The sequence below is a fragment of the Wenzhouxiangella psychrophila genome (assembly GCF_042310375.1).
GTDB lineage: Bacteria > Pseudomonadota > Gammaproteobacteria > Xanthomonadales > Wenzhouxiangellaceae > Wenzhouxiangella.
Genome location: NZ_JBHJMQ010000005.1, coordinates 185,769 through 199,231, shown reverse-complemented (window position 1 = coordinate 199,231; position 13,463 = coordinate 185,769). Strand labels below are relative to the sequence as shown.

Here is a 13,463-nt window from a genome sequence, read left to right as displayed (position 1 = left end):
CGCGCAACATGCAGCTTATCTCTTTCCGTGCATACAGTGTAGCGCGAGGCCGGTAAAGGTGAAGCAAGGGATCGACGCCGAGAGCGGCAGCGGAGTTTGCGCCGGCGGGGGCGGACGCAATGGCCGCTCCCCGGCCTTCAACCCCCGCCAATCCAGCTCAGGGACAGAAACACACCGCGCCCGGAACCGGGAAAATAGCGATAGTTGCCAAAGGCGAAGTCCGCCCGCTCGGCGTAGCGTTGGCCAAGCAGGTTGCGAAGGCGAAGGCCGATCCGCCACTGTTCGGCCAGGGCGTATTCCCCTGCCAGGTGCACGAGCGTGTGCCCGTCGTATCGGCGAGTGTTGTCCGCGTCGAGCCAGTACTCGCCGGTATGCTCTGCGGCCAGTTGCGCGATGAGCCGCCCGGTCGGCCGCCATGTCAGGTCGGTGCTGGCCATGCGCCGCGGCGCGGACGGAATCGTGCGGCCGGAGGTGATTTGCTCGCCGCCCAGGTCCCGGTCGAATCGATACCAGTGCACGGCATAACTGCCACGAGCACCGAACTCCAGTGCTTCGGTGATCGGATAGTCCAGCGAAAACTCGATGCCACGGTGACCGGACTTGCCGTCGCTGACGTTGAAGCCTTCGCTGTCGCGAAAGATGAAGTCACGCTTGTGCTGGTAGAAGGCGACCAGCTCCCAGTCCAGCGTGCCTTCTCCCCGGACACCCAACTCGATCGCATCGAGTTGCTCGGGATCGAGATCGGCCACGTCCTGGCCGCGTTGGAGTCGATACAGCTCGGTCGCCTGCGGCGCCCGGAAACCGCGCGCCAGACGCAGCCATGCTCGGCCACCGTCGAGTTCGCGGCTCAGGGTCAGTTCGGGTGCAACTTCCAAAAAATCGTCGCTGCGGTCGGCCGGGCGGTTGTAGAGACAACCACCGAGGTCGCAGGCCGTACCGTCCTCGGCCAGGTTCCCGGTGGCCATGCGATTGTGGTAGTCGTAGCGGATCCAGTCGGCGTGCAGCCCGGCCCGCAGGCGCCAGTTCTCACCCAGCTCGAATCGTCGTGCCAGGTAGCCGCCCAGGCGCTGTCCGTCGACCACGTAGTCGTAGTGCCGACCGGTCGGGCGAATTTCGGCCAGGAAGGGCGGGCCTTGCGTGGGCCCATCCTGGGTCTGCGACAGATCACCGCGAAACAGCTCGGCATCGAAACCCCAGTCCCAGCCGCTGCCGGAACCGGCACGGTCGTACTGGACGCCGGCCGAAACCTGGCCGTTGCGCTCCAGCGGTTTGCCGGGCAGGAAATGCTGCAAAAAGGTCATGTCCGAGCGTCTGGCAAAGCCGCTCAGACGGTGCTCGACTCCCTGCCCGTCCAGCCATTCGCGCCGGGAGATCACCCGAACGGCGTTGGCCTCGCGAAAGGCTTCCGGGTTCAGGTTGGCCCGGCGAAGCCCGGAATCCTCGAAAGCCCGAAACCCCAGGATGAAGCCGGCCGTGTCCTGGTCCAGGCGCGCGCCGCTGACGATCGTGCGCCACTGTCCGCCGTCGATGGGAACGGCATGCTGCAACGTGGCGAGCTGGTGCTCGTAGCCCTCATCGATCCGGAAGCTACCCGCGTCGGTCGCGGTGAAATCCAGGCCGACGGCGCCCCCACCGAACTCGCCGGTCAGTGATGCGCCCAGACGGAAGTAATCGTTGCTGCCTGCTTCGAACCGGGCACTGTTGCGCGGGTTGGCCAGCGGCGATCGTGGCGTGACGTCGATGACACCGTGCAACCCGCCGGAGGCATGCCCGATGCCGCCGGGACCGCGAAGGACGCTGACGCTCTCGGCCTGCGCGATATTCACTTCAAACAGGTTGTTGACGTTGCAGAAACCGGGCGGACGTATGGGAATGCCGGCCTCGAGAATCAGCAGCGCGCCGCAGCCACCCGCCCCGGACAGGATCGGCGAACGAATGGCGGTGAGATGCTCCTGGCCACTGCCACGCGTGACCCATGTACCCGGCAGGCGCGAGAACAATTCGGCCGGGTGGGTCGGGCGAATTCGCTCGATCTCGTCTTCGGACAGGCTCGCCGTGGCCTGCGGCGCCTCCGGTGCGATATCGCGCCCACGCACCTTGAGCCGGGGCAAATCGTCGGACTCGCCGGCGACTGCGGCCGCGACCAGCAACTCGATCATCATTGGGCCTCTATCTCCTTCCGGCGCAGCCGGGCAAGAATGACGAAAGTAACTGCCCCACCCAGGGTCAACATGAACGGGAAAAGCAACACGAAACGGCCCATCCCGGCTTCCAGCGACTCCAGGAACTGGTACACGCCCACACCCACCAGGGGAGCGATCAGGCCACGAACACCGGTCAGTGTCACATGGATGCCCATGTAGAGAGTCGACTGGTCGTCGCTGGCGAAATCGTTGTGGCCGAGATTCCAGCCCAGCTTGCCGCCGGCGAACGCCATCCCCAGCGACAGCGCGCCGATCCAGAACAACCACTTGAGCCCGAAGATCGACGCTGAAAGAAACAAGAGCATGGTGATTACGAACATCCAGGCCTGGCGGGCGCGGTAGTCCAGGATATGCACGGCGTCCAGGCGTCTCGCCCAGATCGGCGTGAAGATCGAGAGCATGATAAGCGGCAAGGCCGTAGTAATCATCACCTGCTGGAATCGCTCGAAACCGAACTGCTCGTTGAGCAGCACGACCAGTAGCGCGATGACCATCAGGTTGCCGCTGCCGAAGGCGAACATCGTGAGCATGTAGCGTCGGTACCAGATATCGCGCCGCAGAATGTCTATAGCCGCTCGAAGCTGCCCGCCCCGGCGGTCGCGCCGCTGGTCGAGCTCCTCGCTCTGGATACGTCGTCCACCGCGGACCCGGGTGGCCTGGTATCGCCAGGCCGCCGCGAGCCCGACGACGCCGGCAATCGGAAACGCCAGGCGCCAGATCTCTGGCCACCAGTTCATGAGCAGGCCGATCACCGCCGCCGTCGCGGCGATGGTCAGCGAATAGATGATGGTGATCCAGCCTGTGATGCGGGCGCGTACCTGGCGCGGGAAATTGGCGCGCCAGATGGCGGCCCGCAGCGTGATCACACCCGCCCAGGCCAGGCGCGCAACGATCATGCCCAGCGTAATCAGAACCAGCCCGGCCACGCTGGTCGGCGCGAACGCCATCAGGATCAGGAACGCACAGGTCACGGCCATCAATCGCGCAACCCAGGCCGGCTTGTCGCGCCCCTCGGCCAGACCCGAAATCCACAGGCTCACCACGTTGGCGAATGCCGGCGATCCGGCCACCAGGGCGACGCAGAGATTGACCCAGGCGGCATCGGCAACCGCAGCGAACTGCGTCTTGACCACCACCCCCACCAGGCCACCCTCGAGTGCGCCCAGGGCAACGGCCATGGCGCCGTTGGTGCGCACCTCGCGCGGCATCAGCGTCCGGGCGACGAAGGGGAGCGCGGATGGTTCGGGAGCGGCGGGCATGCCTGTATTTTACGGTATGACGCTAGAATGGCCGTATGGATATCGAAATCGACGAAGCCGCCTGGCTGGAACGCACGCTCACCGACGACATCCCGCTGGGCGGCGCCATGAAACTGACCGTCAGCCAACTGGACGAGACGGGGGTCGAACTCACCTTGCCGCTGGCGCCGAGTATCAACGACAAGGGCACGGCCTTCGGCGGTGCGCTGGCCAGCGCCATGATTCTCGCCGGCTGGTCGCTGCCCAGGCTGCTCCTGCGTCGCGCGGGCATCGACGCCGACCTGGTCATCGGGCGCTGCGATATCCGCTTTGTCGCGCCGGTCGGACAATCGTTTCGGGCTGCCTGCCGCTGGCCGGATGAAGCTGCGACACAAGGCTTCCTGGTGCGCCTGCGCGAACGCGGCCGCGCCAGCCTGGTGCTCGAGCCCGAACTGCGGGTCGGCAACGAGGTGGCGGCGACACTCTCGGCGAAGTATGCTGCCCTGATGAGGGACAGCGAGGGAAAAGCTGATGCATAAGCCATTGATTCTTCTGGTAGCAGTATTGCTCCTGGCCGCCTGCGCCGGCGGCAACCAGGCGCAGCGGGAGCGCCAGCAGGCCATGGACCGTTGGCAGGACATGGTGCGCTGGAGCCAGTACGACGGCCTGGTCGACATGATCCACCCCGACTGGTTGGCCGAAAACCCGATCCGTGACCTTGAGCGCAGGCGCTTGCAGCAGTTCCGGGTCACCGAGTACCGGGTGCGCCGCGTCATAGCCGACCCCGACGGCCAGCGCGTGGAACGTCATGTCCAGATTCGGCTGTATCATGTCCACAGCGCTCGCGAGCGCGTGATCCAGCACCGCGAAGTGTGGCGCTACGACGAAAATCGGGAACGGTGGCTGCTCCATTCCGGGCTGCCCGACCCGCGCCGGACCTGACGGGGAACACTGCCAAGGGGGTCGAACCGACAACGGAGGGCCTGAGTCATGCGAACCATCGCCATCGTCAACGCCAAGGGCGGATGCGGCAAGACCACCATCGCCACATCACTCGCCGCCGCCCTGGCCTGGGAAGGACACGCCGTCGCCCTGGGCGACATGGATCCGCAGCAATCGGCCACCGACTGGCTGGCGCTGCGCCCCGAAGAGTATCCGGAAATCATTCCCGCCGAGCCGCACAAGGGCCAGCTGCGGGCGCCACCGGAGGCCGACACGCTGGTGCTCGATACGCCGGCGGCCGTGGCCGGTCACGAACTGGGCAATATCGTGCGCCGATCGCAGACGATCCTCGTGCCCGTGCTGCCCTCACCGGTCGACATGCGCTCGGCCTGGCGTTTTCTCAATCACCTGCTCGAACTCAAGCCGGTCAAGAAGGGCGAAGTGCGGGTCGGCCTGGTGGCCAATCGCGTCAAGCCCTACACGATCATCTTCCGCGAACTGACCGGTTTCCTCGACGACTTTCGCGTGCCCGTCGTCGGCCAGCTCAGGGATTCGATGAACTACGTTCGCGCCTTCGAACGTGGCCTGACTGTCTCCGACCTGCCGCCCTACCTGGCCTGGCAGGACTGGGAGCAATGGGAGGAAATCATGGGCTGGATTCGGAGCAAGAAGTCGGTGGGTAAAGGCTGAGGAAATGATCAATCACCAAGCACCAATTTTCAAACAATTCCCAATGACCGAATGAACGAAACTCCAAAAACCGATAGCGGGGTGAATCGCCCCGGCTTTTCCGGAGAGCTCCGTTTTTGAGTCAGGCCGCTTTGGCCTGACTCGCGAGTTGCTGATAATACGCTGCCTCAAGTTCGGCTGGTGGTACATGGCCGATTGATCCCAGCAAGCGTCGGTGATTGAACCAGTCGACCCAGTTCAGCGTGGCGTATTCGACCGGGCTCGCTTCGCGCCAAGGTCCTTGGTGGTGGATGACCTCGGTCTTGTAGAGCCCGATGATGGTCTCGGCCAGGGCATTGTCGTAGGAGTTGCCGGTCGATCCGACCGAGCCGTCGATGCCGGCGTCGGTCAGTCGCTGGGTGTAGTGGATCGATAGATACTGAACGCCGCGGTCGCTGTGGTGGATCAGACCATCGCAATCGCCTCGGGCATGCAGCGCCTGCTCAAGCGCATCGAGCACCAGCGAGGTGGTCATGGACCGGGCCGTTTTCCAGCCGACGATCCGCTTGGCGAACACATCGATCACGAAGGCGGTGTAGACGAAGCCAACCCAGGTCGGCACATAGGTAAAGTCGGCCACCCACAGCTGGTTCGGGCGCTTGGCACTAAACCGTCGCCTGACCAGATCGTCCGGACAGACCGTGATCGGCGCCGGGCGCGTCGTTCGGCGATACGCCCCGCGACTCACGCCCCGGATGCCCATCTCGCGCATCAGGCGCTCGACCGTGCAGCGAGCCACGTCCACGCCCTCGCGCCGAAGCTGGTGCCAGATCTTGCGCGTCCCGTAGACGCAGAAGTTCTCTTCCCAAATCGCCTCGATGCGCTGCTTGAGTTCGACATCGCGCCGGGCGCGATCGGACAGCCGCTCTGGGCAAGCCTGGCAGGCCTTGTGTTCGTGGTACGTCGACGCGGCAATCGGCAACTGCTGACAGATCGGCTCGACCCCGTAGACGTCTCGGTGGTCGTCGATAAAAGAGACCATCACTTCGGTTCGCGGTCGAGCTCCGCCTGGGCGAAAAAAGCCGACGCCTTGCGCAGGATCTCGTTGGCCCGCTTGAGTTCGAAGTTCTCCCGCTTCAGGCGCTTGAGTTCCTCGCTCTCGGTGGTCGTCTGGCCCGGCCGCTCACCCGAATCGCGCTCGTCTTGTCGGATCCACAGCCGCAAGGTCTCGGCCTTACAACCGAACTTCTCGGCTATCGAGCTGATCGCCGCCCACTCGGAGTTGTACTGATCACGCTGTTCGCGCACCATCCGAATGGCTCGTTCCCGCACTTCTGGGCTGTATCTTCGCTTGTCGTTCATGACTCCATCCTCTCAAATGATGGAGTCTCCGGTAAAACCGGGGCGGTTCAGGGTTTAAGTCATTGCTTCATTTGGTCATTGAAATTTGTTTGGTACTTGGTGCTTGGTACTTGAACATTCGTGCCTTTCACGAAGGCACGTTGTCGATCAACCTCGCCTTCCCCAGCCATGCAGCACCGAACACCCGGCTTGGCTCATCCGGCTTCGGTTCACCCAGATCCTCGGCCGAGCGCCATTCCAGGTAGTCCGGGCGGAAGCCTGCTGCCTGCAGTTCTTCCAGGGCTCTTGCCTTGAGCGGTTCAAACGCCTCGCCAGCGGCCAGGCGCTCGGCCGTGTTGGTCAGCATACGGTAGAGCGTCGGTGCGACCGCACGCTGCTTCTCGTCGAGATAACCATTTCGAGAACTCATGGCCAAGCCGTCTTCCTCGCGCACGATGGGCGCACCGAGGAGCTCGACCGGCAATGCAAAGTCGCGCGCCATCTGCCTGAGAATCAGCAGCTGCTGGTAATCCTTCTCGCCGAAAACGGCCACATCAGGCGTCACCTGGTTCAACAGCCGCAACACCACCGTGGCCACACCGTCGAAATGCCCCGGGCGCGAGCGGCCGCACAGGCAGTCGGACAGGGCCTCGGGCACCTGCACCATGAAAGGCTTCTCCAGCGGATACATGACCTCGACCGGCGGCGCCCAGACCAGGTCGCAGCCGACCGATTCCAGCGCCTCGAGATCGGCGTCGAAGGTGCGGGGATAGGCCTCGAAATCCTCACCCGGGCCGAACTGCGTGGGGTTGACGAAGATCGACGCGATGGTCGCCTCGCAGCACACGGCGGCTTCCTCGACCAGGCCGAGATGACCGCGATGGAGATTGCCCATGGTGGGCACGAAGCCGATGCGATCCCCGCGCTCGCGCAGCCGACCGATCGACTCACGCAATGCGGGCAGAGACTCGACGACGCGCGGCATCACTGCCAGGCGTGTTCGGCCGTCGGAAACCGGCGCTCGCGAACCGCGGTCACGTAGGCTTCGAGTGCCTTGCGAACATCACCCGCCTCGGCGAGAAAATCATGCACGAACTTCGGGGCACGGCCCGGCGAGATACCGAGCATGTCGTAGAGCACCAGGACCTGTCCGTCGACCTCGCTACCGGCACCGATCCCGATCACGGGAATGGCGAGCGACTGCGCCACCTCGCGCGCCAGTGGCACCGGCACGCATTCGAGTACCAGCATGCCCGCGCCGGCCTCGGCCAGGCATTCGGCGTCGGCCTTCAGGCGCTTTGCCGGCCCCTCGTGACGTCCCTGTACCCGGTAGCCGCCGAGCTGATGCACATGCTGGGGGGTCAGCCCCAGATGCGCGCACACCGGTACGCCGTTGGCCACCAGGGCGCTCACGGTCGCGGCATGCGCAGCGCCCCCTTCGAGCTTGACCATCTGCGCGCCGGCACGCATCACGGCAGCGGCCGAAGCCATGGCCGTGGGTTGGTCGTGATAACTCATGAACGGCAGATCGGCAATCAGAAGGGCGCGCTCGAGCCCGCGCCGCACGGCCTGCGTGTGGTAGACCATGTCGTCGACGGTGACCGCCAGGGTTGAATCGCGTCCCTGGATGACGTTGCCCAGGGAGTCACCGACCAGCACGCAATCCACGCCGGAAGCGTCGATCAGCCCGGCGAAACTGGCGTCATAAGCGGTCAGCATCGCGATGGGGCGGCCTTCGGCCTTCATGGTGGCCAGCGACGGAACGGTGACGGGACTGGCGGCGCTCATCAGCTTATCTCCGTGTCGTCTTGCGGGGGATCGTAGCCTGCTTCGGGACCGGGCCGAATATCGGCGCGCTCATTATCATCCAGTTGCTCAAGCAATGCATCCACCCGCCCCCGTTTCGGGACGGTCAGCTCTGGAGCCAGATCCAGCAGTGGCACCAGCACGAAGGCGCGTTCGTGCAGGCGCGGATGGGGCACGATCAACTCGGGACGCTCGATACATTCGGTCCCGTAGAGCAGCAGGTCGAGATCGATTACCCGCGGCCCCCAGCGTCGATTCGTGCGCTGCCGTCCCAGTTCGCTCTCGACGGCCAGCAGGCCGCCGAGCAGCTCACCGGCCGTCAATTCGCTGTGTACACGGGCCACGGCATTGAGGAATTCGGGCTGGTCGGTGTCGCCCCAGGGCGGCGTGAAGTAGTAGCGCGAGACCGCGCACAACCGAGTCTCGGGCAGGCGATCGATACGCTTGAGCGCGGCGTCCAGTGTGGCGGCCCGGTCACCGAGGTTCGCACCGAGACCAATCCAGGCTTCGATCAAGACGTGGCCGTTTTGCGCTTGCGCGGGCGCCGGCGCTTGCGCTTGCCCGTCGCCGGCGCGGCTTTGGTCATTTCCCGCCGATCCGGGCCTTGGACTTCCTGGAAGTCCGTCCACCAGTCGGCCAGTTCCTGCAGCTCTGGATTTTCCAGCGCGCGCAGCAAGAGAAAATCGTAGGCAGCGCGGAAGCGACGCTCGGCCATCAGCCGCTGCGGACGCTTGCCGCGACGTTTCTCGAAGCGCGGCTGAAGGCACCAGATTTCCTTGGACATGCTGGAAAAGCGCCGGTGAATGGCCACGCGCTCAGCTTGCTCGGCGATCGCTTCCTCGCCCGCGGCTGCAAGCGCTTCGACCGGCGGCATCCCGTCACCGGTGAGCTCTTCGGCACGTTGCTCGACTCGCCGCCACAGAAAGGCGGCGAACAGAAACGCCGGCGTGACAGGCTTGCCCTCGGCAACCCGTTGATCGGTGTTCTTCAGCGCCTGCTCGACCAGGGCCGGCGGCTTGCTCGGATCATCGAACAGGTTGGGGAACAGCGGCTCCCAGAGATTGAACCGAACCAGCGCCTGGTAGGTCTCCCAGGCCATGCCGCCCATGAGCAGCTTGAGAATCTCTTCGAACAGGCGCGCCGGCGGAATGTCGTGCAACAGTTCGGCCATTTCCGGGATGGGGTCGGCCGTGGGCGGGTCCAGCTCCAGACCGAGCTTGACCTTGAAACGCACCGCGCGCAGCAGGCGCACGGGATCTTCACGATAGCGGGTCACCGGGTCGCCGATCAGCCGCAGGCGACGCTTGAGCAAGTCATCGAAACCGTCCACATAGTCGCGGATGGTGGATGTCTCCGGGTCGTACATGAGGGCATTGATGGTGAAATCGCGGCGGCGCGCGTCCTCTGCCTCGCTGCCCCAGACATTGTCGCGCACGAGCCGGCCCTGCTCGACTTCCCGGTGCTCGTCCTTGCCCCCCTCGCCGGTTCCCCGGAAGGTTGCCACCTCGAGGACTTCGCGACCAAAGCGAACGTGCGCCAAGCGGAAGCGACGACCGATCAGGCGTGCGTTGCGAAAGACCTCGCTGACCTGCTCGGGTGTGGCGTCGGTAGCGACGTCGAAGTCCTTGGGGTCCTGACCAAGCACCAGGTCGCGGATGCTGCCACCCACGATATAGGCCAGGTACCCGGCTTCCTGGAGCCGCTCGACCACTTTTCGAGCGTTGGCGCTGACGCGATCCGGCCGAATGCCGTGTTGCTTCTCGGGGATGATGCTTGCCTTTTCAGACAATGGCGAGGTTCCGTATTGGGGAGATGGTTGATTGCGAATTCATAAGATTGCATGACGTTGACCGACAATCCTCGGCAACGCAACTGGTAAAATATAGTCTATCACTTGCCCGTCGCTTCCCCCACCACGGGAGCCCCGAAGACGGGCAACCCTGGCAACGAACCCGGAAACACCGTCATGACCTTCGTCGTTACCGAGAACTGCATCAAGTGCAAGTACACAGATTGCGTTGAAGTATGCCCCGTGGATTGCTTTCACGAGGGGCCGAACTTCCTGGTGATCGACCCGGAAGAGTGCATCGATTGCACCCTGTGCGAGCCCGAGTGCCCGGTTCAGGCCATCTATCCCGAGGACGACCTGCCGGCCGATCAACACCAGTTCCTCGAAATCAACGAGGAGCTTTCGCGGGAATGGCCGGTCATTGCCGAAATGAAACCGGCTCCGGACGATGCCAAGGAATGGGAAGACGTTCCGGGCAAGATCAAGTACCTGGAGCGTTAAAGAATTAGGGTTTTTTCAGTCACCCCAGACGCTCGCGCAGGCGCGCCAGTACGAATTCCGCTCGTTCGAGCTCGATCACGCTACCGTCGGCATCCAGCAACTCCACGCGCGTTACGCCATCCTGGGCCTCGTCACCCACACGGATCAGGTACTCACCGCTGTAGTCGACCGCCTCGGGTGAACTCCAGAACGTCAACCGATCGAAGAAGCCAACATCGGGTTGAATCGGCTCATGGCTGAAGCTGAATTCGTAGCGACGCTCATCCTCGTCGACCTGACGGACCTGCATGCCGCCACGATTGAGCGTGAAGCCCAGGCGCCGCCATACGCTGTCGGGAGCATCTTCGATGGCCAGATAGAGACCGGCACGTCCGAAGCGAATCTGCGAACGCGACTTCTCAGCCACTGAACTGGGTTGGACCTCGGGCGGATTCTCCGGGTCGCCCTGGGCGGCCAGTTCGGGCAGCGAGTAACCGGGCACGTCGTAGATGTCGCGCGTGCTCGGCTTGTCGAGCCCCTCCGGCGCCTCGATAGGATCAATCTCTTCGCTGGCGACGTAGACGGGCTCGCGCTCGCTATTGAAGCATCCGCCGAGCAGGAAAGCCGTCGACAACGAAATAATGAATACGGTTCGGGTTCGAGTCATACCCCTTGAATCCAGTCATGAATCAGTAACGGTTTGCGCTGTATCGTGCCGATGCCAGATCGGGTCGGAATCGACTGCAACCGGTAAGATATGGCGAAAAAACAGCCCCGCAGTTTAGGGAACATGATCGCTCGCGTCCAGCGAAAACCGGATTGACCGGCACCGGCGGGCGTTGAGATCCATGTTCATCATCAAACTCCGGGGCACGACAAGGCAGGCATCGCGATGCCTTCGGGCCAGGATTTTCAGGGTCTGCGCAAGTGCTTGCGGACCCGGGAGCGCGCCAGTATCCTGACTTCGATCGCATTGTAACCCAATGCCACCTCGCGCCGGGACGGCAGACAACCCCAAATCACTGATTAAACGAATATTTTACTTTTCATGGACACATCGAAAATCACCCTCACTTCCCAGCCGCTGGAAGCCACCGGCGGAGAAACCTTCCGGCTCGACGATTTCGCCGGCCAGCCTGTGGTGGTCTACTTCTACCCGCGCGACAATACCCCGGGCTGCACGAAAGAAGGCGAGGCCTTCCGCGATCACTTCGAGGCGTTCTCTGAGCTGGGCTGCCGCATTTTCGGCGTTTCACGGGATTCACTGAAAAGCCACGAACGATTTGCCGAGAAGCATGGATTCCCCTTCCCGCTCATCGCCGATCCCGAGGAGAGCCTGTGCCGGCAGTTCGACGTCATCAAGGAAAAGAACATGTACGGCCGCAAGGTGATGGGCATCGAGCGCAGCACCTTCCTGTTCGATGCCAACGGCGAGCTGGTGCGTGAATGGCGAAACGTGCGCGTGCCCGGCCACGTCGAGGAAGTACTCCAGGCCGTTCGCGACCTGGCCTGAATTCCCACCCAGAATTTTCGGGAGAGCACTGACATGGCGGAGCGCCCGCGCCTCTACATTCTCGACACCAACGTGCTGATGCACGATCCCACGGCGCTGTTTCGCTTCGCCGAACACGACATCTTCCTGCCCATGATCGTGCTCGAGGAGCTCGACCGGGCCAAGAAAGGGGTTTCCGAAGTCGCACGCAATGTGCGCCAGGTCAGCCGCTTTATCGGGCAGATGATGGACACTGGCGACGGCCTCGATGAAGGCGTGGCACTGACCGAACCCGACGGCCTGCGGTTGAACGCGGGTACGGGTCGGCTCTACTTCCAGACCGAACCCCTGGGCAACGGCGAGGAGCTGATCGGCGACCGCGGTCTTGCCGACAATGAAATTCTCCTCGCAGCACTTACGCTCGAGCACCGGCACGAGGATCGTCAAATCATCCTGGTGTCCAAGGACATCAACCTGCGCATCAAGGCCGCCATCCACGGCATCAAGGCCGAGGACTACTACAACGACCGGGCGCTGGATGATCTGAGCCTGCTCTACTCGGGCGTTCAGGAACTGGACAACCGTTTCTGGGAGGAGCGCGATACCCGCGATTCCTGGACCGAGGACGGCCGCACCTACTACCGCATCGGCCATAGTGACAACGACGAATGGTATCCCAACCAGTGCCTGAGGCTCGACGACGACAACGGCCTGGAGGCCATCGTCCGCCAGGTGGATGATGACGGGGTGGTACTGGAAGTCGCGCGCGACTACTGCCGCTCGCAGCACGGCGTGTGGGGCATCCACGCCCGCAACCCGGAACAAAACTTCGCGCTCAACCTGCTCATGGACCCGGACGTCGATTTCGTCACCCTGCTCGGCACCGCCGGCACCGGCAAGACCCTCCTCGCTCTGGCCGCGGGCCTGTCGCAGACGCTCGACGACAAGACCTATCGCGAAATCATCATGACCCGCGCCACGGTCTCGGTGGGCGAGGAAATCGGCTACCTGCCCGGCACCGAGGAAGAAAAGATGACGCCCTGGATGGGGGCGCTCACCGACAACCTGGAAGTTCTGACCGAAACCGATACGGGCGCCGGCGACTGGGGTCGCGCGGTCACCAACGAACTGGTGGCCTCACGCGTGAAGATTCGCGCGCTGAACTTCATGCGCGGGCGCACCTTCCTCAATCGCTACCTGATCATCGACGAGGCCCAGAATCTCACGCCCAAGCAGATGAAGACCCTGATCACGCGGGCCGGGCCGGGCACCAAGATCGTCTGCCTGGGCAACGTCGAGCAGATCGACACGCCCTACCTGACCGAAACGACTTCGGGCCTAACCTTTGCCGTGGACCGCTTCAAGGACTGGCAGCATGCCGGCCACATCACGCTCAAGCGGGGAGAGCGCTCGCGCCTGGCCGACTTTGCGTCCGAGCAGCTTTGACTGAATCGAATGGCGCGTTCGATACGCGCTTCCCGTACTGCGAGATGAATGCGAGA

At 63.6% G+C, this 13,463-nt stretch carries 14 protein-coding genes and 1 other annotated feature; of the genes, 6 read left to right on the top strand and 8 right to left on the bottom strand.

The genetic code is table 11. The annotated features are described in order from the left end of the window. Positions 1-137: 137 nt before the first annotated feature. Both ACDC66_RS08685 and ACDC66_RS08680 read right to left on the bottom strand, forming a co-directional pair. The gene (locus ACDC66_RS08685; RefSeq protein WP_376696313.1) at positions 138-2,162 is read right to left on the bottom strand and encodes a TonB-dependent receptor; all 2,025 of its coding nucleotides are present in this window, start codon (positions 2,160-2,162) and stop codon (positions 138-140) included. Further along, positions 2,159-3,463 carry an MFS transporter gene (locus tag ACDC66_RS08680; RefSeq protein WP_376696312.1) on the bottom strand — a complete coding sequence of 435 codons (1,305 nt, stop codon included), beginning with the start codon at positions 3,461-3,463 and terminating at the stop codon, positions 2,159-2,161. The genes ACDC66_RS08685 and ACDC66_RS08680 overlap by 4 nt, the downstream gene beginning before the upstream one ends. Before the next feature lie 35 nt (positions 3,464-3,498). Between ACDC66_RS08680 and ACDC66_RS08675 the strand changes: the two genes are divergently transcribed. From ACDC66_RS08675 to ACDC66_RS08665, 3 genes are read left to right on the top strand one after another with little or no spacing between them, the layout of a single operon-like run. Then, positions 3,499-3,981: a YiiD C-terminal domain-containing protein gene (locus ACDC66_RS08675; protein WP_376696311.1), complete on the top strand. Its 483-nt coding sequence runs from the start codon at positions 3,499-3,501 to the stop codon at positions 3,979-3,981. Then, on the top strand, positions 3,974-4,384 hold the full coding sequence (locus ACDC66_RS08670; protein WP_376696310.1) for a hypothetical protein: 411 nt from the start codon (positions 3,974-3,976) through the stop codon (positions 4,382-4,384). Before ACDC66_RS08675 ends, ACDC66_RS08670 begins: the two co-directional genes overlap by 8 nt. Before the next feature lie 48 nt (positions 4,385-4,432). Continuing rightward, positions 4,433-5,074, top strand: a complete 642-nt coding sequence (locus tag ACDC66_RS08665) for a nucleotide-binding protein (protein ID WP_376696309.1) — start codon at positions 4,433-4,435, stop codon at positions 5,072-5,074. Positions 5,075-5,195: 121 nt separating this feature from the next. Here the strand turns inward: ACDC66_RS08665 and ACDC66_RS08660 are convergent. The 5 genes from ACDC66_RS08660 to pcnB form a co-directional block, all read right to left on the bottom strand. Further along, a protein-coding gene (locus ACDC66_RS08660) for an IS3 family transposase (protein ID WP_376696308.1) occupies positions 5,196-6,415 on the bottom strand; the annotation gives its coding sequence in 2 pieces (ribosomal slippage) (positions 5,196-6,127 and positions 6,127-6,415; 1,221 coding nt in all). After that, positions 6,021-6,137, bottom strand: a sequence feature (AL1L pseudoknot). It overlaps the preceding gene by 117 nt. Before the next feature lie 127 nt (positions 6,416-6,542). After that, positions 6,543-7,379, bottom strand: coding sequence for a pantoate--beta-alanine ligase (gene panC / locus ACDC66_RS08655; RefSeq protein ID WP_376696372.1), 837 nt, complete (start codon positions 7,377-7,379; stop codon positions 6,543-6,545). Further along, positions 7,379-8,182: a 3-methyl-2-oxobutanoate hydroxymethyltransferase gene (gene panB, locus ACDC66_RS08650; RefSeq protein ID WP_376696307.1), complete on the bottom strand. Its 804-nt coding sequence runs from the start codon at positions 8,180-8,182 to the stop codon at positions 7,379-7,381. The genes panC and panB overlap by 1 nt, the downstream gene beginning before the upstream one ends. Next, positions 8,182-8,715 (bottom strand): 2-amino-4-hydroxy-6-hydroxymethyldihydropteridine diphosphokinase, encoded by a 534-nt coding sequence (gene folK / locus ACDC66_RS08645; protein ID WP_376696306.1) that lies wholly within the window; start codon positions 8,713-8,715, stop codon positions 8,182-8,184. The genes panB and folK overlap by 1 nt, the downstream gene beginning before the upstream one ends. Continuing rightward, positions 8,712-9,989 carry a polynucleotide adenylyltransferase PcnB gene (gene pcnB, locus ACDC66_RS08640; protein WP_376696305.1) on the bottom strand — a complete coding sequence of 426 codons (1,278 nt, stop codon included), beginning with the start codon at positions 9,987-9,989 and terminating at the stop codon, positions 8,712-8,714. The genes folK and pcnB overlap by 4 nt, the downstream gene beginning before the upstream one ends. A gap of 177 nt (positions 9,990-10,166) precedes the next feature. Here pcnB and fdxA point away from each other — a divergent pair, with 177 nt between their 5' ends. Next, entirely contained in the window at positions 10,167-10,490 is a 324-nt protein-coding gene (fdxA, locus tag ACDC66_RS08635) for a ferredoxin FdxA (protein WP_376696304.1), read from the top strand. Positions 10,491-10,509: 19 nt separating this feature from the next. On the opposite strand, the gene bamC is transcribed toward fdxA, so the two are convergent. Then, on the bottom strand, positions 10,510-11,136 hold the full coding sequence (bamC, locus tag ACDC66_RS08630; RefSeq protein ID WP_376696303.1) for an outer membrane protein assembly factor BamC: 627 nt from the start codon (positions 11,134-11,136) through the stop codon (positions 10,510-10,512). A 381-nt stretch (positions 11,137-11,517) separates the two neighbouring features. Between bamC and ACDC66_RS08625 the strand changes: the two genes are divergently transcribed. Together ACDC66_RS08625 and ACDC66_RS08620 are read left to right on the top strand one after the other, a co-directional pair. Continuing rightward, positions 11,518-11,982 (top strand): peroxiredoxin, encoded by a 465-nt coding sequence (locus ACDC66_RS08625; RefSeq protein WP_376696302.1) that lies wholly within the window; start codon positions 11,518-11,520, stop codon positions 11,980-11,982. 33 nt (positions 11,983-12,015) lie between these two features. Further along, positions 12,016-13,407 carry a PhoH family protein gene (locus ACDC66_RS08620; RefSeq protein WP_376696301.1) on the top strand — a complete coding sequence of 464 codons (1,392 nt, stop codon included), beginning with the start codon at positions 12,016-12,018 and terminating at the stop codon, positions 13,405-13,407. The last annotated feature ends 56 nt before the right edge of the window (positions 13,408-13,463 follow it).